The sequence below is a fragment of the Enterobacter cloacae complex sp. HYC042_NIDB genome, from assembly GCF_056673315.1.
Map to the genome: position 1 here is coordinate 1234186 of NZ_CP109650.1, position 19480 is coordinate 1253665.

The 19480-nt window shown below is 58.8% G+C and carries 13 protein-coding genes; 9 read left to right on the plus strand and 4 right to left on the minus strand.

Translation table 11 applies throughout. The features are described from left to right. Window positions 1-9 precede the first annotated feature (9 nt). Both sbcC and sbcD read right to left on the minus strand, forming a co-directional pair. Window positions 10-3141, minus strand: a complete 3132-nt coding sequence (gene sbcC, locus OKF39_RS05845) for an exonuclease subunit SbcC (RefSeq protein ID WP_479983570.1) — start codon at window positions 3139-3141, stop codon at window positions 10-12. Further along, window positions 3138-4343, minus strand: a complete 1206-nt coding sequence (sbcD, locus tag OKF39_RS05850) for an exonuclease subunit SbcD (RefSeq protein WP_479983571.1) — start codon at window positions 4341-4343, stop codon at window positions 3138-3140. Before sbcD ends, sbcC begins: the two co-directional genes overlap by 4 nt. A 187-nt stretch (window positions 4344-4530) precedes the next feature. On the opposite strand from sbcD, the gene phoB reads away from it, so the two are divergent. The 7 genes from phoB (at window position 4531) to OKF39_RS05885 (ending at window position 15770) form a co-directional block, all read left to right on the plus strand. Continuing rightward, complete coding sequence (phoB, locus tag OKF39_RS05855; RefSeq protein ID WP_008503265.1) at window positions 4531-5220, plus strand: phosphate response regulator transcription factor PhoB; 690 nt, start codon at window positions 4531-4533, stop codon at window positions 5218-5220. 21 nt (window positions 5221-5241) lie between these two features. Beyond that, window positions 5242-6537 (plus strand): phosphate regulon sensor histidine kinase PhoR, encoded by a 1296-nt coding sequence (gene phoR, locus OKF39_RS05860; RefSeq protein WP_047363942.1) that lies wholly within the window; start codon window positions 5242-5244, stop codon window positions 6535-6537. Between the two features lie 410 nt (window positions 6538-6947). Beyond that, on the plus strand, window positions 6948-8267 hold the full coding sequence (brnQ, locus tag OKF39_RS05865; RefSeq protein ID WP_479983572.1) for a branched-chain amino acid transporter carrier protein BrnQ: 1320 nt from the start codon (window positions 6948-6950) through the stop codon (window positions 8265-8267). 81 nt (window positions 8268-8348) lie between these two features. Then, window positions 8349-9722 carry a proline-specific permease ProY gene (gene proY, locus OKF39_RS05870; protein WP_028012135.1) on the plus strand — a complete coding sequence of 458 codons (1374 nt, stop codon included), beginning with the start codon at window positions 8349-8351 and terminating at the stop codon, window positions 9720-9722. 141 nt (window positions 9723-9863) lie between these two features. After that, window positions 9864-11681: a maltodextrin glucosidase gene (gene malZ, locus OKF39_RS05875; RefSeq protein WP_479983573.1), complete on the plus strand. Its 1818-nt coding sequence runs from the start codon at window positions 9864-9866 to the stop codon at window positions 11679-11681. A gap of 85 nt (window positions 11682-11766) precedes the next feature. Next, the gene (locus OKF39_RS05880) at window positions 11767-14388 is read left to right on the plus strand and encodes a DUF2339 domain-containing protein (protein ID WP_479983574.1); all 2622 of its coding nucleotides are present in this window, start codon (window positions 11767-11769) and stop codon (window positions 14386-14388) included. Then, on the plus strand, window positions 14385-15770 hold the full coding sequence (locus OKF39_RS05885; RefSeq protein WP_479983575.1) for a DUF3999 domain-containing protein: 1386 nt from the start codon (window positions 14385-14387) through the stop codon (window positions 15768-15770). The genes OKF39_RS05880 and OKF39_RS05885 overlap by 4 nt, the downstream gene beginning before the upstream one ends. Before the next feature lie 43 nt (window positions 15771-15813). On the opposite strand, the gene OKF39_RS05890 is transcribed toward OKF39_RS05885, so the two are convergent. Together OKF39_RS05890 and acpH are read right to left on the minus strand one after the other, a co-directional pair. Continuing rightward, entirely contained in the window at window positions 15814-16416 is a 603-nt protein-coding gene (locus OKF39_RS05890) for a peroxiredoxin C (protein WP_003859113.1), read from the minus strand. Window positions 16417-16543: 127 nt separating this feature from the next. Further along, a complete protein-coding gene (acpH, locus tag OKF39_RS05895) occupies window positions 16544-17125 on the minus strand; it encodes an ACP phosphodiesterase (RefSeq protein WP_041911095.1) in 582 nt (193 codons plus the stop codon). Window positions 17126-17217: 92 nt separating this feature from the next. Here acpH and queA point away from each other — a divergent pair, with 92 nt between their 5' ends. Both queA and tgt read left to right on the plus strand, forming a co-directional pair. After that, a complete protein-coding gene (queA, locus tag OKF39_RS05900) occupies window positions 17218-18288 on the plus strand; it encodes a tRNA preQ1(34) S-adenosylmethionine ribosyltransferase-isomerase QueA (protein ID WP_047367601.1) in 1071 nt (356 codons plus the stop codon). Between the two features lie 53 nt (window positions 18289-18341). Next, window positions 18342-19469, plus strand: coding sequence for a tRNA guanosine(34) transglycosylase Tgt (tgt, locus tag OKF39_RS05905; protein WP_045259930.1), 1128 nt, complete (start codon window positions 18342-18344; stop codon window positions 19467-19469). Window positions 19470-19480: the final 11 nt, after the last annotated feature.

Here is a 19480-nt window from a genome sequence, read left to right on the forward strand (position 1 = left end):
ACCCAACACTCACCCCACCGCAAACTCCCTGTCCAGCCTGCTATACCCCAGTCCGTTGATCTTCTTCACCTTGATCTGCACCGGAATGCGCTCTTTCATCGCCTCGACGTGGCTAATCACCCCGATGGTTTTCCCGGTGGCGTTCAGCGCGTCGAGCGCATCCAGCGCGGTATCCAGCGTTTCACTGTCGAGCGTGCCGAATCCCTCATCCAGGAACAGGGAATCAATCCGCGTTTTGTGACTGACCAGGTCAGAAAGCGCTAACGCCAGCGCAAGGCTGACCAGGAAGCTCTCGCCGCCGGAGAGCGTGCGCGTATCGCGCACCGCATCGGCCTGCCAGGTGTCGACCACTTCCAGCTCCAGCGCCTCGCTGGCCTTACGCTGTAGGAGATAACGGCCGTGCAGGCGGTTAAGCTGCTGGTTTGCGAGCCAGACCAGGTTATCCAGCGTCAGCCCCTGAGCGAACTTGCGGAACTTGTCGCCGGTGCTGGAGCCGATCAGCGCGTTGAGATAGCCCCAGTCGTCGGCCTGGCGCGCGGCCTCTTCAATTTGCAGCATTAACGCCTGCTGATGCTGGCGGTTATCGCTGTCCTGCTTAAGCTGCTGGCGGATCTCGCCCTGATGCGTGGTGTTCTCACGAAGCCGTTGCGCCAGCTGCTGCAGCTGGCTTTGCAGGGTAGACGCATCCGCGTCAAGTTCTTCCGGGCGCAGCGCAAGGTGCGCCTGCAGCTGCTGATTAGCCTGGCCGGAAAGGGCCGCGGCCTGCTGTATCTGGTTTTCCAGCGACTGTTTCAGCTGTTCGAGGCGGCGAATAGCATCGTCATCCAGCAGCGCGGCAAGGAACGCATCCCGATCGGCAAAACAGCTTGCGGAGAGCGCCGCGGTGAACTGCGTCTGCGATTGCTGCAGGCGCTCGCGCTCCAGCGCCTCCTGCTGCTGCAGGGCGGCGAGCTGGCTTTGCAGCGACACGCATTCATTATGGATGTCGCGCCAGTCATCAGGAATGGCCGGCTCAGCCTCTTCGCCGTGTGTTGCCGGAAGCGTGTCGAGCAGCGGCTTCAGCGCGCTCATGCGTTCCTGAAGCACGCCGTGCTGCGTTTGCTTCTCCTGCCAGTGGGCAAATTCCGCTTCGCGGGCATGCAGCCAGTCGGCTTCATTACCCTCTTCGGGAACGCTAAGCGAGAGCGCGAGAAGGGTATGTTCCAGCGCCTGGCGCGTTGCGGTGCGCTGCTGCTGATACTGGCGTTCCTGCGCTTCCTGCTCGTTCAGCTGGTTTTGCAGGTTCAGACGCTGGCTGAGCTGGTAAAGCTGGCGCTCGTAGTGTTCCTGCTCGTTCATCCATGGCGCGATATCCTCCTGAATATTCAAAGCGATATTCAAAGACGCGCACGCCTCCAGCCACGCTTTAGTGAGCGCTTGCTCTTCCTGAGAAAGCATCTGCGCTTCGTCTGTCTCACGCTGGATCTGTTGAGCCAGGGCATTAACCTGTCCCAGTACCAGCAGGCCTTCCTCCTTAAGCGCGGCGACCTCTTTTTCGAGCGCATCACGGCGACGCTGGTTATCCGTCAGCTCAAGCGACCGGTAGGTCTCCACGGCAGGATGCTCGTGGGAGCCGCACAGCGGGCAGGGTTTGCCTGCCTCAAGCCGTGAGCGATAGCTTTCCAGATTTTTAATCGTCGCTTCGCGTTCGCACAGGGCTTTCAGGTCCAGATAGTGCTGCTGTTTCTCTTTGTACTGCTGGCGGCGCAGCGCCAGGATTTCATTGAGCTTGCTCTGCTCCGCCTGGGCTTTCTGCACGCTTTCACCGTTCTGGCTCAGGCGCTTTTGCAGCGGCTGATAGCGGGCATGCAGCGACGTCAGCTGCTGGCGTAGCGTGCGGGACCGGGACTGCTGCTCCATGGCCGCGCTGACCTCATCCGCCGTCAGCGTCAGCGTATTTTCCGGCATCTCAGCCAGCTTCTGACGTAGCTCAGTCATCCGCGCAGCAAGCGCGACGAGCTGACTTTTGTCACGGTTTAGCTGTGAGAACTGGGCGCGCCAGCCGGCAATTTCCTGGCCCAGCAGGCGATAACGCTCATTCTCCGCCAGCCACTGTCCCAGCGCCGTCAGTTCGGCCTGTAGCCGCTCATGGGTACGCAGGGCAGTATTGCGGATCCGCGCGCGCAGTGCGGTTTTGGTCTGTAAGCGAGTATTTACTTCGTTAATTCGCTGCTGGGTTTGCGTCAGACGTGCGGTTTGCTCCTGCTGATGCTCCCAGAGCGGACGAAGCTGGGCGGCGGGCTGGGCAAGCTGGAGTTTTGCCAGTTCCGGCGCCGCGTTCGCCTGCGCCTGTTGCGCCTGCTGCTGCAGGGCGGCAACGCGCTGCTGCTCCCGCACGAGCTCGTCATGACGCGTAAGCCACTGAAAATCTTTCTGTTGGCTTTGCTGCTGGGCCAGCAGGGTTTTCTCTTCGTCAGTAAGTGCCTGCAAACTTTGCTGCAACTGCTGCTGTTGTTCTTCGCTGAGCAGCACGACGCCCGCCGCCTGCGCCTCGCATTTTTCCAGCACGCTGCGGGCGGCTTTGTGTTTCTCAAACACCATCGCGGAAATCTGGCCGTAGATTTCGGTGCCGGTGAGTTCTTCCAGCAGTTCTGCGCGATCGGCCGGTTTGGCATTCAGGAAGGCGGCAAATTGCCCCTGCGAGAGCAGCATTGAACGGGTAAAACGGCCGTAGTCCAGCCCGGTGAGCGCCGCGGTTTGCTCCAGTTTATCCGACACCTTATCGGCCAGAATCTTGCCATCCTCGCAGCGGGCCAGCTCCACGCGCGGTGCCTGCAAGTTCCCGTCCGGCTGGTTGCGCGCCCGGTTCTGGCTCCAGAATGCGCGATAGGCAACGCCTTTCACCTCAAATTCCACTTCCGCCAGGCACTCGGCGGTATCGCGCGTCATCAGATCGTTTTGCGCCTGAGAGACCTTATTCAGGCGCGGGGTTTCGTGGTAGAGCGCCAGGCAGATGGCATCGAGCAGGGTGGTTTTACCCGCGCCGGTTGCGCCAGTGATGGCAAACAGGCCGTTGCTGGCAAAAGGCTCCGCGGTGAAGTCAATTTTCCACTCGCCCTTGAGGGAGTTGAGATTTTTCAGGCGCAGGCTCAGAATTTTCATGCGTTTTCTTCCTCGTCATTGAGGGCGTGCAGAGTATGGCTGAACAGCTCGTTGAGCCTGACGCGCTTTGCATCATCGATCTCTTCCTGCGACAGTCGGCGCTCGAACACCTCTTCTACGCGCAGTTCGCTAAGCGTTTCGCGCTGGGCGCCGAGCAGAATTTTCTCGCGCTGCTCGCGGCTGCGGCGCACCAGCAGCACCTCAACCGGCAACTCTTCGGTCAGCGACTGAATTTTCCGCTGCATAGCGTGCAGGTAGTCATCGGTGGTGATTTCAATACCCAGCCAGACGGGCGGGTTAAGCTCAGCGCCGCGCCACTGCTCAAGCTGGGCGGTGATGGCAGCCAGATCGCCCTTCAGCACCGCCAGCGGCTGGGTGACCGGCACTTCCAGCGTCTCGACGGCGCTGAGTTTGCCCTCATCAAAGCTCACCAGATGCACGGATTTGGCTTTTCCGGTTTCATCGAAGCTGAGCGAAATAGGGGAGCCACAATAGCGGATATGCTCGCAGCCGCCGATGACCTGGGCGCGGTGAATGTGCCCGAGCGCGATGTAGTCCGCGGGCGGGAAGTTTTGCGCCGGAAAGGCGTCCAGCGTACCGATATAGATCTCGCGGACCGCGTCACTTTTGCTGGCCCCGACGGTAGTGAGGTGCCCGGTGGCAATGACCGGAATGGCCTGTTCACCGCGCAGGGCACAGGCTTCCGCGTGCTGCTGGTGATAGTAGTCGGTGATGGCCTGCAATAAATGCTGCTGCTTTTCCGCGCCCGACAGTCCCGCCTGGCTGTGCACGATGTCGCGTGGACGTAAAAAGGGAATCGGGCAAAGTACCGCGCCCGGCGACCCGTCGCGTTTTTTCAGGATCTGCGGCGCGTGCCCGGCGCTGGCGACCACGGTGGTATTGAGAAACGCCAGGATGTCGCGGGATTCATTGAGCGTGGCGACGGAGTCATGGTTTCCGGCGACAATCACCAGATGACAGCCGGTCTGCTGCAGGTTCACCACGAAGCGGTTATACAGTTCACGCGCATAGCTCGGCGGCGAACCGGTATCAAAGATGTCACCCGCCACAATAATGGCATCCACCTCGTGCGCCTGGGCCGTTTCCAGAAGCCAGTTCAGGAACGCTTCATGTTCAGCCGCACGGCTTTTGCTGTAAAAATTTTGACCCAGATGCCAGTCCGAGGTGTGAAGTATGCGCATAGGAGATCCGTGGCGAAAAACGATGCGGGCGATTATAAACTGTCAGGGAAAGGAAAATAACCGCTGTAATAAAACAACAGTTTGCCATTTATAGTGGTACTGTTTTTCATAAATCTGTCATAAATCTGACGCATAATGGCGCCGCATTACAAACTTGTAACTTAAATAAGATAAGACAGGGCAAAGTATGGCGAGACGTATTCTGGTCGTAGAAGATGAAGCTCCAATTCGTGAAATGGTGTGCTTCGTGCTCGAGCAAAATGGCTTCCAGCCGGTTGAAGCGGAAGATTATGACAGCGCGGTGAACCAGCTGAATGAACCCTGGCCCGATCTGATTCTGCTTGACTGGATGTTGCCCGGCGGCTCCGGACTGCAGTTTATCAAACATCTGAAGCGTGAAGCGCTGACCCGCGACATCCCGGTGGTGATGCTCACGGCGCGCGGAGAGGAAGAGGATCGCGTGCGCGGTCTGGAGACCGGCGCGGACGATTACATTACCAAGCCTTTCTCCCCGAAAGAGCTGGTTGCCCGCATTAAGGCCGTCATGCGCCGTATTTCCCCGATGGCGGTGGAAGAGGTGATCGAGATGCAGGGCCTCAGCCTTGACCCAACGTCACACCGCGTGATGACCGGCGAAAATCCCCTCGACATGGGGCCTACCGAATTTAAACTCCTGCACTTCTTTATGACCCATCCGGAACGCGTTTACAGCCGCGAGCAGTTGCTGAATAACGTCTGGGGAACTAACGTGTATGTCGAAGACCGGACGGTTGACGTACATATCCGCCGCCTGCGAAAAGCGCTGGAACTGAGCGGCCACGATCGCATGGTACAGACGGTCCGCGGCACGGGTTATCGTTTCTCGACCCGTTTCTGAATAATGACAGGAGTGTGACGCGTGCTGGAACGTCTGTCATGGAAAAGGCTCGTCTTTGAACTGATCTTATGCTGTATTCCGGCCCTTCTTCTGGGGGCCTTACTTGGGCATCTGCCGTGGTTTCTGCTGGCGGCGGTCACCGGGCTGTTAGCCTGGCATTTCTGGAACCTGCTGCGTCTCTCCTGGTGGCTGTGGGTGGACCGCAGTATGACCCCGCCGCCGGGAAGCGGCAGCTGGGAGCCGCTGCTGTACGGCCTGCACCAGATGCAGATGCGTAATAAAAAGCGTCGCCGCGAGCTGGGAAGCCTGATCAAACGCTTTCGCAGCGGCGCAGAGTCGCTGCCGGATGCGGTGATCCTGACGACAGAAGAAGGAACTATTTTCTGGTGTAACGGGCTTGCGCAACAGCTGCTGGGCCTGCGCTGGCCGGACGACAATGGTCAGAATATCCTTAACCTTCTGCGTTATCCCGAGTTCACGCTGTATCTGAAAAAGCGTGATTTCACCCGTCCCCACAATCTGAAGCTGAATAACGGTCGCCATCTGGAAATCCGCGTGATGCCCTACAGCGATCGCCAGTGGCTGATGGTGGCGCGCGACGTCACCCAGATGCACCAGCTGGAAGGGGCGCGTCGTAACTTCTTCGCCAACGTCAGCCACGAACTACGCACCCCGTTGACCGTGCTGCAGGGCTACCTGGAGATGATGCAGGAGCAAACCCTGGAAGGCGCGCCGCGTGAAAAAGCGCTGCATACGATGCGCGAGCAAACGCACCGTATGGAAGGGCTGGTGAAGCAGCTGCTGACGCTGTCAAAGATTGAAGCGGCGCCTTCTCTTGCGCTGAATGACACCATTGATGTGCCAATGATGCTGCGCGTCGTCGAGCGTGAAGCGCAGACGTTAAGCCATAAAAAACATCAGCTGACCTTTGACGTCGACAACACGCTGAAGGTGCTGGGCAGCGAGGATGAACTGCGTAGCGCCATCTCCAACCTGGTGTACAACGCGGTAAACCATACGCCGGAAGGAACGGATATCGTGGTGCGCTGGCAGCATACGCCGGCAGGCGCCGAGTTTAGCGTTGAGGATAACGGGCCGGGGATCGCCCCGGAGCATATTCCGCGCCTGACCGAGCGCTTCTACCGGGTGGATAAAGCGCGATCGCGGCAGACGGGGGGGAGCGGCCTGGGGCTGGCGATTGTGAAACACGCGGTGAATCACCATGAAAGCCGTCTTGATATCCAGAGTACCCTGGGTAAGGGAACCCGCTTTAGTTTCGTTATTCCGGAACGATTAATTGCCAAAAAGAGCGCCTGACGGCAGGCGTGTTATTTTACCTTTCCACGGGTCAGCCATCGCTGGCCCGTTTGCTTTGCAGTCAAGCGAAACGCGTGTGAATTTTATACGGTTGGCTATTTTTTGTTCGCATGATTAGCCATGGGTTTTTCCTATAATTAGCGCATTGTTCTGGTGTGCGTTTTCATACTGGCATATTGTTCTGGTTTTGCGATCCCTCCTTGCCTTTAAACGTTATAAGCGTTTAAATTGCCCCCCAGATACTGTCAGACCGACTGTATTTGCGTGGTAAATCGAAAAACTATTCTTCTCCACGCCAGGACGGGAGCATTTCCCGCTGAAATTGAGCAAATTTTCGGCTGTATCGTCCCGTCAGGGAAATCGAAAAATCTCAACGTTTTCAACACCACATCCACAGGCAGTAAGGTTTTATGACCCATCACTTAAAATCGCGTGACATTATCGCGCTGGGCTTTATGACATTTGCGCTGTTCGTTGGCGCAGGCAACATCATTTTCCCTCCAATGGTTGGCTTACAGGCGGGTGAACACGTCTGGACCGCCGCGTTCGGTTTCCTGATTACGGCCGTGGGTCTGCCGGTACTGACCGTTATCGCACTGGCGAAAGTCGGTGGCGGCGTGGATAGCCTTAGCACCCCGATTGGCAAAGTGGCTGGCGTTCTGCTGGCTACCGTCTGCTATCTGGCCGTTGGTCCGCTGTTTGCCACCCCGCGTACCGCGACCGTTTCCTTCGAAGTGGGCATCGCCCCGCTGACCGGCGACGGCGCGATGCCGCTGTTCATCTACAGCCTGATTTATTTCGCCATCGTGATTCTGGTTTCCCTCTATCCGGGCAAGCTGCTGGACACGGTAGGTAACTTCCTGGCGCCGCTGAAAATTGTAGCGCTGATCGTGCTGGCCGTGGCGGCCATCATCTGGCCAGCCGGCCCGATTAGCGACGCGATGGATGCCTATAAAAACGCCGCGTTCTCTAACGGCTTTGTGAACGGCTACCTGACGATGGATACGCTGGGCGCGATGGTGTTTGGTATCGTTATCGTTAACGCCGCGCGTTCCCGCGGCGTGACCGAAGCGCGTTTGCTGACCCGTTATACCATCTGGGCTGGCCTGATGGCCGGTGTGGGCCTGACGCTGCTGTATCTGGCGCTGTTCCGCCTGGGCTCTGACAGCGCGATGCTGGTTGATCAGAACGCGAACGGTGCGGCTATCCTGCACGCTTACGTTCAGCACACCTTCGGTGGGGCGGGCAGCATGCTGCTGGCGGCGCTGATCTTCCTGGCGTGTCTGGTAACCGCGGTTGGCCTGACCTGCGCCTGCGCAGAGTTCTTTGCGCAGTATCTGTCGCTCTCTTACCGTACCCTGGTGTTTATCCTCGGTATCTTCTCGATGGCGGTGTCTAACCTCGGTCTGAGCCACCTGATTCAGGTCTCTATTCCGGTGCTGACGGCGATCTATCCGCCATGCATCGTGCTGGTGGTGCTGAGCTTCACCCGTCCGTGGTGGCATAACTCCTCACGAATTATTGCGCCAGCCATGTTTATCAGCCTGATTTTTGGTATCCTTGACGGGATTAAAGCATCAGCGTTCGCTGAAATTCTGCCAGCCTGGACACAGCGTCTGCCGCTGTCCGAGCAGGGCCTGGCCTGGCTGATGCCTACCGTTGTTGCACTGGTTCTGGCGGTTATCTGGGACCGTGCTGCAGGGCGTCAGGTCACATCGAACGCTCATTAATCAACGGCAACAAACTGTTTAACCACGGGGCTTAAGGCCCCGTGGTTTTTTGTTTTTTTCGTGTTGAATGGCAAGATTTAAATGGAAAGCACTAACAAACTTAAACGTGGATTGAGCACGCGCCACATCCGCTTTATGGCGCTGGGCTCTGCTATCGGCACCGGTCTTTTTTATGGCTCGGCAGATGCCATCAAAATGGCCGGTCCAAGCGTTCTGCTGGCCTATATCATCGGCGGCGTGGCGGCGTATATCATCATGCGCGCCCTCGGCGAAATGTCGGTTCACAACCCGTCTGCCAGCTCCTTCTCCCGCTACGCGCAGGAAAACCTCGGCCCGCTGGCCGGGTTTATCACCGGCTGGACCTACTGCTTCGAAATTTTGATTGTGGCGATTGCCGACGTAACGGCGTTTGGCATCTACATGGGCGTCTGGTTCCCGGCGGTGCCGCACTGGATCTGGGTGCTGAGCGTGGTGTTGCTCATTTGCGCCGTCAATCTGATGAGCGTGAAGGTGTTCGGCGAGCTGGAGTTCTGGTTCTCCTTCTTCAAGGTCGCGACTATCATCATCATGATTGTGGCGGGATTCGGGATCATCATCTGGGGGATTGGCAACGGCGGCCAGCCGACCGGCATCCATAACCTCTGGAGCAATGGCGGCTTCTTCAGCAACGGCTGGCTCGGGATGGTGATGTCGCTACAGATGGTAATGTTCGCCTACGGCGGCATCGAGATTATCGGCATCACCGCCGGGGAAGCGAAAGATCCGGAGAAATCCATTCCGCGCGCCATCAACTCGGTACCGATGCGTATTCTGGTGTTCTACGTGGGTACGCTGTTCGTGATTATGTCCATCTACCCGTGGAACCAGGTAGGCACTAATGGTAGCCCGTTTGTCCTGACCTTCCAGCATATGGGCATTGCCTTTGCTGCCAGCATTCTGAACTTTGTGGTGCTGACCGCGTCGCTTTCGGCCATCAACAGTGACGTCTTTGGCGTGGGCCGCATGCTGCACGGCATGGCGGAGCAGGGCAGCGCACCGAAGGTATTCGCCAAAACTTCACGCCGCGGCACGCCGTGGGTGACGGTGGTGGTGATGACCGTAGCGCTGCTGTTCTCGGTTTACCTGAACTACATCATGCCGGAGAACGTCTTCCTGGTGATTGCGTCCCTGGCGACCTTCGCGACCGTGTGGGTGTGGATCATGATCCTGCTGTCGCAGATTGCCTTCCGCCGCCGTCTGTCGCCGGATGAGGCGAAAGCGCTGAAGTTTAAGGTGCCGGGCGGGGTGGCGACGACCGTGGTCGGGCTGATCTTCCTGGTGTTTATCATTGGCCTGATTGGCTACCATCCGGATACCCGCATTTCCCTGTACGTGGGCTGTGCGTGGATCGTTCTGCTGCTGATCGGCTGGGTGTTTAAGTGCCGCCGTGACCGTCAATTGGCAGAAGCACAGTAATATTTTTATCCCCCCTCCCTCGCGGGAGAGGGGATTTTTGCCTCCTCCCCCGTCCTCCTCCCCCAATAAATCTCGTCATGGTGAGCTATCCTTAACCACCCTGTGGCAAGGTGACGTCAATTTCATCAGAGGGGATTCGTGATGTTAAATGCCTGGCACCTTCCGGTTGCCCCATTTGTTAAGCAAAACAAAGACAACCTTGTGATTACGCTCTGGCTGGCGGGGGAAAATCAGCCGGAACGCGTGACGCTCCGCGCTGAAATTGATAACGAAGAGACCGGGCTGAAAATGCACAAGCTGCGCAGCCAGCCGCAGCCGGGGATTACGGCGTGGCGGGCGAATATCGATTTGCGCACCGGGCAGCCGCGCCGTCGCTATAGCTTTAAGCTTTTGTGGAACAACCGTCAGCTGTGGTTTACCCCGCAGGGGTTTAGCCGTTTCCCACCGGCCCGGCTGGAGCAGTTCGCCGTCGATTACCCGGATAACGGCCCGCAGTGGGTTAACGATCAGGTCTTTTATCAGATTTTCCCGGACCGCTTTGCGCGCAGCGAAAAACGCACCGCCGGCCAGGACAAGGTCTATTACCATCATGCCGCGGGTCACGACATCATTCTGAAAAAATGGGATGAACCGGTGACGGCGCAGGCGGGCGGCTCGACGTTCTACGGCGGCGATCTCGACGGCATCAGCGAAAAGCTGCCGTACCTGAAAAAACTCGGCGTGACGGCGCTGTACCTCAACCCGGTGTTTAAAGCCCCGAGCGTACACAAATACGATACCGAAGATTATCGCTACGTTGACGAGCAGTTTGGCGGTGACGAGGCGCTGCTGCGCCTGCGTGAGAATACGCAAAAGGAGGGGATGCGCCTGATCCTGGACGGCGTGTTCAACCACAGCGGAGATTCGCACGCGTGGTTTGACCGTCATAACCAGTCGATGGGCGGAGCATGTCATAACCCGGATTCGCCGCAGCGCGACTGGTACAGCTTTAGCGAGGAGGGCCGCGCGCTGGACTGGCTGGGCTACGCGAGCCTGCCGAAGCTGGACTTCCAGTCGCCGTCACTGGTGAACGAGATTTACGGCGGGGAAGACAGCATCGTGCGTCACTGGCTGAAGGCGCCGTGGAATATGGACGGCTGGCGTCTGGACGTGGTGCATATGCTCGGTGAAGCGGGCGGGGCGCGAAATAACCTTCAGCACGTGGCCGGGATCGCGCGTTCGGCGAAAGCGGCTCAGCCGGAGGCGTTTGTCTTTGGCGAACACTTTGGCGACGCGCGCCAGTGGCTGCAAAACGATGCCGAAGATGCGGCGATGAACTATCGCGGCTTTACCTTCCCGCTGTGGGGATTCCTGGCTAACACCGATATCTCCTACGATCCGAACCATATCGACGCCGAAACCTGCGCCGCGTGGATGGATAACTATCGCGCTGGCCTGTCGCATCAGCAGCAGCTGCGGATGTTTAACCAGCTCGATAGCCACGATACCGCGCGCTTTAAATCCCTGCTCGGCAAGGATGTGGCGCGTCTGCCGCTGGCGGTCACCTGGCTCTTCACCTGGCCGGGCGTACCGTGCATTTACTACGGAGACGAAGTGGGGCTGGACGGCAACAACGATCCGTTCTGCCGCAAAACCTTCCCGTGGGAGGCAGAGAAACAGGATAAGGTGCTGTTCAGCCTGTATCAGCGGCTGGCGAAGCTGCGCAAACAGAGTCTCGCCCTGCGCTACGGCGGCTGTCAGGTGGCGTACGCCCACGATAATGTGGTGGTCTTTGTCCGCGTCTATAATCAGCAGCGCGTACTGGTGGCGATTAACCGGGGCGAGGCCTGCGAAGTAGTGCTGGATGATTCGCCGCTGCTTAAGGTGGCGACGTGGACGAACAAAGAGGGCAAGGCGACGATACAGGATGGCGTGCTCGCGCTGCCTGCGGTATCCGCGACGGTCTGGCTCGGCAGCTAATGCGCTAAAGTTTCCCCTTTTAAGATGGCGCAAATGCAACGATTTGTGTCAATCTTAACGGATCGTTTACGGTGAAGGTGGAAACATGGACGAGCTTTACATCCTTGGCTGTTTATTCCTGGTTTTTGCGCTGCTGGTTGCCCCCGTGCTTGCGGTTATCGGGTTTAATCGAAGCACGGCGGCGCAGCAGGAGATCGCCCGGCTACGCCAGCGCATTGAGGTGCTTGAGCAGCGCGGCGCAGCTCAGGTAGCGCCGGAGACAGAACAGGTGCATGCGGTCACTCCGGCTGTCGTGACCGCGCCGGTGGCTGAGGACGCGCCCGCGCCTGTCGATCCCTGGCGTCCCGACATTCCTACAGCCGAGGCAAAACCCGCTCCGGCCCCTGCGCCTGCGGCTAAACAGCCATCTGCCTTTGGCGGCATTGTGACGTCGCTGACGCGCTGGTTTATGCAGGGTAATCCCCTGGCGAAGCTTGGCATTCTGCTGCTCTTCCTCGGCCTCTCTTTCCTGCTGCGCTATACCGTTGAACACTCCCTGTTCCCACTTGAGCTGCGCCTGGTGGCGACGGCGCTGTTTGCCATCGTGCTGCTGGCGGTTGGGTGGCGGCTGCGGCACAAGCAGCCGATCTACGCGCTTATCTTACAGGGCGGGGCGACGGGCATTCTCTACCTGACGGTCTTCGGCGCCTTCCGGCTCTGGCAGATGCTGCCGATGACGCTGGCCTTTGCGCTACTGGTGGTGATTTGCGCCGCGAGCGTTGGGCTGGCCGTGCTGCAGAAAGCGCTGAGCCTTGCCATGCTGGCGAGCCTCGGCGGGTATCTTGCGCCGCTGCTGCTATCTACCGGGGGCGGCAGCTTTGTGGCGCTGTTTTCCTTCTATCTCCTGCTTTCCATCGGCATTCTCGCCATCAGCATCTGGCAGCACTGGCGCGAGCTCAACCTGCTCGGGCTGCTCTTTACCTTTGGCGTGGGCGGCCTGTGGGGGCTGAGGGAGTACCAGCCTGAAGACTATTGGATCTGCCAGCTGTTCCTGATTGCCAATACGCTGATATTCGGCGTGCTGAGCGTGGCACTGTCGCTGCGGGCGCAGGAGAAAGGAAAGCAGATTATTGACGGCGTGCTGCTGTTTGCCCCGCCGCTGATAGGCTTTGGGATGCAGTACGGTATGACCCGGCACTGGGAATATGGTCCGGCCCTGAGCGCTTTGGGATACGGCGCATTTTATCTGGCCCTCGCTTTCCTTGCCCTGCGCCGTTATCCGTCCATCGGGCGACCGCTGGTGATGGCGGCGCTGGCGATCGGCGGCGGGTTTGCCACGCTTGCGATTCCGCTCGCGCTCTCCGCGCGGTGGACGGCGATGGCCTGGGCGCTGGAGGGGCTGGGCATCCTCTGGCTGGGCGTGCAGCAGCACCAGCGGCGCATGAGCTATAGCGGGACGGCGCTGCTGGGGCTGGCGCTCGGCAGCGCGCTGTGGGCGCAGATGAACGGCGTTACGCCGCTGAGCCTGCTGCTTATCTTCGCCATCCTTAGCCTTTGCTGGCTGGCTGCGGCCTGGCTGTGGCGGAACCTCTTTCTGCCGGTTAGCTGGGCGCTGCTGGCAGGCGGGCTGCTGTTCTGGCTCGTGGCGCTATTTGGCGCGTCGCGGCTGGTGTTGAAGCAGGAACTGCCTGTTCTGGCAGGCGTGCTGGCGCTGACGGCGGCGTCGGTCTGGGGCTGGCGGCAGGCTGCCGTTCGTCTGGCGTGGCGGGAGCTGGATGCCAGCAAATGGCTGCTGTGGCCGCTGATGCTGGTGATGGTGGGCTATCAGCTCTCGCACCAGCAGATGTTCGCCGCCGGCTGGTCAAATCTGGCCTGGGGTATTGCGCTTCCCGCCGCGCTGATGCTGCTGCGGCGCGACGGCGCCCGTTTAGCGCCGCGCATCTCTATGGGGCTGCATCTGGCGCTGTTCTGGATGATATTACTGGCGCTGGCGGCGGAGCTTTACTGGTTTGCCCGGTCGCTGCCGTGGGGCATGGCGGCCTGGGGCAGCGGGCTGGCGATGGCCGCAGGCGGCGGGGTGATTATGGCGCTCTCTGCGGCGGTGCGCCGTCGCGGGTGGCCGTTCCGGGAGTGGCCCGCGCTCTACGCGTGCATAGCACCGATCCCCGTGCTCGCGGCGCTGCTGGTATTGCTGGTGGTGACCAATTTCCAGGACGGCGTGGTTTATCGTCAGACCTGGCTGCCGCTGGTGAACCCGCTTGAAGAAGGCGCGGCGTTCGCGCTGCTGGGGCTGGTGGTCTTTTACCGGGCGGTGGATCGCTACTACCCGACGCAGCTCTTGCAGGCCCGTCCGTGGCCTGCCGTCGCGATTATGGCGTTTGGCTTCTGGTGGCTTAACGGTGCGCTGATGCGCGCCCTGGCCTGGTACGGCGACGTGGCCTGGAATATGGCGTCGCTGTGGGATTCGCGGCTGATCCAGACCTCGTTTGCCCTGTTCTGGATGCTGAGCGCGCTGGTTATCATGGTCCACGCCACCCGTAGAGCTTCCCGTCAGGAGTGGCTTGGCGGTGCCGCGCTGCTGGGCGTGGTGATGGTTAAACTGATGCTGGTGGACAGCGCGGGTGGAGGCGGTCTGTCGCGTGCGGTGGCGTTTATCGGCGTGGCAATACTGGTGCTGATCGTGGGGTATTTCTCGCCGCTACCGCCCAAAACAGGAGATGAAAAATGAAATGGATGAAAGCGGTAGCTTGTACCGCTCTGCTGGCGCTTGCAGGCCCGGCGTTCTGCGACGAGGTACAAACGGAATCGCCCCGGGACTATGCCTTTGGCCGCTCGCTGGATACGTCTGCTCCTTCCCAGTGGTATCGGGTGACGCTGCCGCTCGCTGTCTATACGCAGAGCACGTCGCCGGATCTGCATGACGTTCGCGTCTTTAACCAGTCGGGCGAGCCGGTTCCTTTCAGCCTGGTCACCGCGACGCGTCCGCAGGTGGCAGCGCAATCCACGGCGCTGCGCCTCTTTCCTCTGGACGCCTCACCGCTTGCGCCTGCGCGTGGGGATGAGGGCAGCGATAAGATCCTGCTCCGTTCCGGAAACGGCGTAGAGATTGTGCTGGAGGGGCAAAAAGCCGCCGCAGCCGGGCAGCATTATCTGCTGACCCTGCCGGAGCAGGTTACGGGTGAGATTGCCCTGTCCCAGCTGCAGCTGCTCTGGAATACCCCTCAGGCGCCGTGGCAGGGAACGGCGTCGGTCTATTACAGCGAGGATCTTAAGCGCTGGTATACCCTGCGCGAGGATATGCCGCTGCTGGACGTGATGAGCGGGCAGGATCGTCTTAAGCTCGATCGGATCGATACCGATATCGTTTTGTCTCCCGATACGAATCGCTATCTCCTGGTTGTGCTGAATGCTCAGAGCCAGGGGGTGACCTTAACCGGCGTTAACGCGATTAGCGCCCCTGCGCGGGCGACGCCGGACGCGATCGCTCTTGAGGGGGTAGGGGAGCAGCTATCGACAAGCGAAGCGCAGTGGCACTGGGCGCAGCCGCAGCCGCTGAGTGCTATCAGCATTTTACTGAATGGCGACGGCGTCCTTCCCGTCGAGATAGCGTGGCGGAGTACGGATAAAGACACATGGCACCCCCTGAAAAAAGAGGTGCTTTACCGTCTGGAGGGCAAAACGTCTCCACCGGTTTCGCTTAGCGGAGGCCTGGTGCAGGCGGTGAAAATCACGACGCTGAATGCGCGCCTGCCGGAATATCTGCCGGGCGTCACCGGGCATCGTGACCGCTATGATCTGGTGTTCAACGCGCAGGGAAAAGCGCCGTACGTGCTTGCCTGGGGTAATGGCGCTGCAAAGCCTGCCAGCGTGGAGCCTGACATGCTGATCCCAGCCGATCTGCGCAAAACCTATGATATGGAGCGCCTGCCGCAGGCCGACATTCTGGATGATGTCGCGTTAGGCGGCGAGGGGCGTCTGACCGCTACCTCTGCGTCCGAGCGGGAGAGCCGGATGAACGCGCTGCTGGTGTGGGGCGTGCTAATTGCGGGCGTAATTCTGCTGGCGGGAATGGCCTGGCGCATCTGGCGAGAGACGCAGCGTAAGGCATAAAAAAAGGCCCGCATAAGCGGGCCTTCTTCGTAAACCGTGCCGATTACAGGCTGGATACGTTCTCAGACAGGTATTTAGCAACGCCGTCTGGGGACGCAGCCATACCTTCTTTACCTTTTTCCCACTGAGCCGGGCACACTTCGCCGTGCTCTTCGTGGAACTGCAGCGCGTCAACCATGCGCAGCATTTCGTCGATGTTACGACCCAGCGGCAGATCGTTCACAACCTGGTGACGAACGATGCCGTTTGCGTCGATCAGGAAGGAACCGCGCAGCGCAACGCCAGCGTCCGGATGTTCGATACCGTAAGCCTGCTGGATTTCGCGTTTGATGTCCGCAACCATTGCGTATTTCACCGCACCGATGCCGCCGTTTTCGACAGGGGTGTTACGCCATGCGTTGTGTACAAATTCAGAGTCGAAGGAGACGCCAACCACTTCCACGCCACGCTTCTGGAATTCTTCATAACGTTTGTCGAACGCGATCAGCTCAGACGGGCAAACGAAAGTGAAGTCCATTGGCCAGAAGAACAGAACGGTCGCTTTACCGTTGGTGTGCTGTTTGAAGTTGAAGTTTTCAACGATTTCACCGTTGCCCAGAACTGCTGCAGCTGTAAAATCCGGAGCCGGACGAGTTACCAGAACCATATGATTCTCCTGTAGATACTAAGGTTATTTGGAACGCAACGCGAGCCAGTATAGAGAGTGTTCGTGGATAAGACAAAGAGGTGGTGACAATCGTTCCGCCAGCTTTTACCTATCAATGATCGTGCTGTCAGAGCTGCTTGTTTTTCGCCTGCGCCATCATGCGCGGATAAAACTGCCAGAATTGGCTCTCCAGCGCATCGTAATGCTCATCCAGGTCGTACCAGGAGTCCCGCAGCGCATCCAGCCGCGGGCGACGGCTCGCCATGCCATTCAAGACATTCTGGATAAAGTCCATCTCGCGATAGCGCTCCAGCCAGCGTTCCGACCACAGGTAGTTATTCAGATTCACAAAGCGCGGCGGCGAGTCGGGCAGAATGATCGACACCTGCTGGTGGGCGTAGCGCACAAACGCCGGCAACGGCATCTCCGGCGAGAGCTGTTCCCAGTGGCGAGACAGGAAATGGTCCCACATCACGTCGAGCGTGATCGGCGCAACGCGGCGCGTTTCAGGGCGAAACCACGCTTTCGCTTCCGTCACCTCGGGCAGATTATCAGTGATGACATCAATGCGGCGGTGCATAAAAATCCCGTCGACAACCTCGGGAGAATACGCTTCAGCGGGGTTGCCGCGCACGAAATCGGCCAGCAAATTGCCGGAAAGGGAGCTGTCAGCGAGGTGAGCGAGATGCAGGTGAGCGAGAAAATTCATGCGTTTTATTTGTCCAGTGGCGGCTAGTTGTTGCAGCAAAAGGGTGTGAGCACTAGACTATGCCGCCTGTTTTTAAGTCACGAGTATACGTCATGCGCGTCGCCGATTTCTCCTTTGAACTACCTGAATCCCTGATTGCTCACTATCCCATGCCTGAGCGCAGCAGCTGTCGCTTACTGTCACTGGATGGGCCAACGGGCGAGCTGACGCACGGTACTTTCACCGATTTGCTCGACAAGCTCAACCCTGGCGATCTGCTGGTCTTTAACAATACCCGCGTGATCCCGGCGCGCCTGTTTGGCCGTAAGGCCAGCGGCGGCAAGATTGAAGTGCTGGTCGAACGTATGCTCGATGATAAACGTATTCTGGCACATATTCGCGCTTCCAAAGCGCCGAAGCCGGGCGCGGAGCTGCTGCTGGGTGATGACGAAAGCATCAAGGCGACCATGACCGCGCGCCACGACGCGCTGTTCGAGGTGGCGTTCGACGACGAGCGCACGGTGCTCGATATCCTGAACGCCATCGGCCATATGCCGCTGCCGCCGTACATTGAGCGCCCGGACGAAGAGGCCGACCGCGAGCTGTACCAGACCGTCTACAGCCAGAAGCCTGGCGCGGTCGCGGCGCCAACCGCAGGTCTGCACTTTGATGAACCGCTGCTGGAAAAGCTGCGCGCGAAGGGCGTTGAGATGGCGTTTGTGACGCTGCACGTTGGCGCGGGCACCTTCCAGCCGGTGCGCGTGGACAGCATTGAAGACCACATCATGCACTCCGAGTATGCCGAAGTGCCGCAGGATGTGGTGGACGCGGTGCTGGCGGCGAAAGCGCGCGGTAGCCGCGTCGTGGCCGTCGGTACGACGTCCGTGCGTTCACTGGAAAGCGCCGCGCAGGCTGCAAAGCGCGATCTTATCGAGCCGTTCTTTGGCGATACGCAGATCTTTATCTACCCGGGCTATCAGTACAAAGTGATTGACGCGCTGGTGACCAACTTCCATCTGCCTGAATCGACGCTGATTATGCTGGTCTCTGCGTTTGCGGGTTATCAGCATACGATGAATGCGTACAAGTCTGCGGTAGAACAAAAATATCGCTTTTTTAGCTACGGGGACGCGATGTTTATCACGTACAATCCGCTGGCTTTGAATGAGCGTGTCGGGGAATAAGTCCGCGGCACCGTATGACAACGTTGGACTGTTTTTCTGACGTCGGAGAAAAAATGAAATTTGAACTCGATACCACCGATGGCCGCGCGCGTCGCGGTCGCCTGGTGTTTGATCGCGGCGTGGTGGAAACCCCCGCGTTTATGCCTGTGGGCACGTACGGCACCGTAAAAGGGATGACGCCGGAAGAAGTTGAAGCCACGGGCGCACAGATTATCCTCGGCAATACCTTCCACCTGTGGCTGCGTCCAGGTCAGGAGATCATGAAGCTCCACGGCGATCTGCACGATTTTATGCAGTGGAAAGGCCCGATCCTGACCGACTCCGGCGGCTTCCAGGTCTTCAGCCTGGGCGATATCCGCAAGATCACCGAGCAGGGCGTACACTTCCGTAACCCGATCAACGGCGACCCGATTTTCCTCGATCCGGAAAAGTCGATGGAGATTCAGTACGATCTCGGCTCCGACATCGTGATGATCTTCGACGAATGTACGCCGTACCCGGCAGACTGGGACTACGCGAAACGCTCTATGGAGATGTCTCTGCGCTGGGCGAAGCGCAGCCGCGACCGTTTTGACTCCCTGCAGAACAAAAATGCGCTGTTCGGCATCATTCAGGGCAGCGTTTACGAAGATTTACGCGATATCTCTGTTAAAGGTCTGGTAGAGATAGGTTTTGATGGCTACGCTGTCGGCGGTTTGGCTGTGGGTGAGCCGAAGGAAGACATGCACCGCATTCTGGAGCACGTCTGCCCGCAAATCCCGGCGGATAAACCACGATACCTGATGGGGGTGGGTAAACCCGAAGATCTGGTGGAAGGCGTACGTCGCGGCATTGATATGTTCGACTGCGTGATGCCAACCCGCAACGCGCGTAACGGTCATCTGTTCGTTACCGATGGCGTGGTGAAAATCCGTAACGCGAAGCATAAGAGTGACACCAGCCCGCTCGATTCCGAGTGCGATTGCTATACCTGTCGCAATTATTCTCGCGCGTATCTGCATCATCTCGATCGTTGTAATGAGATTTTGGGCGCGCGTCTCAATACGATTCATAATCTTCGCTACTATCAGCGCTTAATGTCTGGTTTACGCAAGGCTATCGAAGAGGGTAAATTAGAGAGCTTCGTGACCGATTTTTACCAACGTCAGGGGCGGGATGTTCCACCGTTGAACGTTGATTAATATTAATAATG

Excerpts from the sequence above, each read along its gene's own strand:
- malZ (WP_479983573.1), top strand. The coding sequence starts at position 9,864 with ATGTTAAATGCCTGGCACCTTCCGGTTGCCCCATTTGTTAAGCAAAAC.
- sbcC (WP_479983570.1), bottom strand. The coding sequence starts at position 3,141 with ATGAAAATTCTGAGCCTGCGCCTGAAAAATCTCAACTCCCTCAAGGGC.
- acpH (WP_041911095.1), bottom strand. The coding sequence starts at position 17,125 with ATGAATTTTCTCGCTCACCTGCATCTCGCTCACCTCGCTGACAGCTCC.
- brnQ (WP_479983572.1), top strand. The coding sequence starts at position 6,948 with ATGACCCATCACTTAAAATCGCGTGACATTATCGCGCTGGGCTTTATG.
- OKF39_RS05885 (WP_479983575.1), top strand. The coding sequence starts at position 14,385 with ATGAAATGGATGAAAGCGGTAGCTTGTACCGCTCTGCTGGCGCTTGCA.
- OKF39_RS05880 (WP_479983574.1), top strand. The coding sequence starts at position 11,767 with ATGGACGAGCTTTACATCCTTGGCTGTTTATTCCTGGTTTTTGCGCTG.
- queA (WP_047367601.1), top strand. The coding sequence starts at position 17,218 with ATGCGCGTCGCCGATTTCTCCTTTGAACTACCTGAATCCCTGATTGCT.
- sbcD (WP_479983571.1), bottom strand. The coding sequence starts at position 4,343 with ATGCGCATACTTCACACCTCGGACTGGCATCTGGGTCAAAATTTTTAC.
- OKF39_RS05890 (WP_003859113.1), bottom strand. The coding sequence starts at position 16,416 with ATGGTTCTGGTAACTCGTCCGGCTCCGGATTTTACAGCTGCAGCAGTT.
- tgt (WP_045259930.1), top strand. The coding sequence starts at position 18,342 with ATGAAATTTGAACTCGATACCACCGATGGCCGCGCGCGTCGCGGTCGC.
- proY (WP_028012135.1), top strand. The coding sequence starts at position 8,349 with ATGGAAAGCACTAACAAACTTAAACGTGGATTGAGCACGCGCCACATC.
- phoB (WP_008503265.1), top strand. The coding sequence starts at position 4,531 with ATGGCGAGACGTATTCTGGTCGTAGAAGATGAAGCTCCAATTCGTGAA.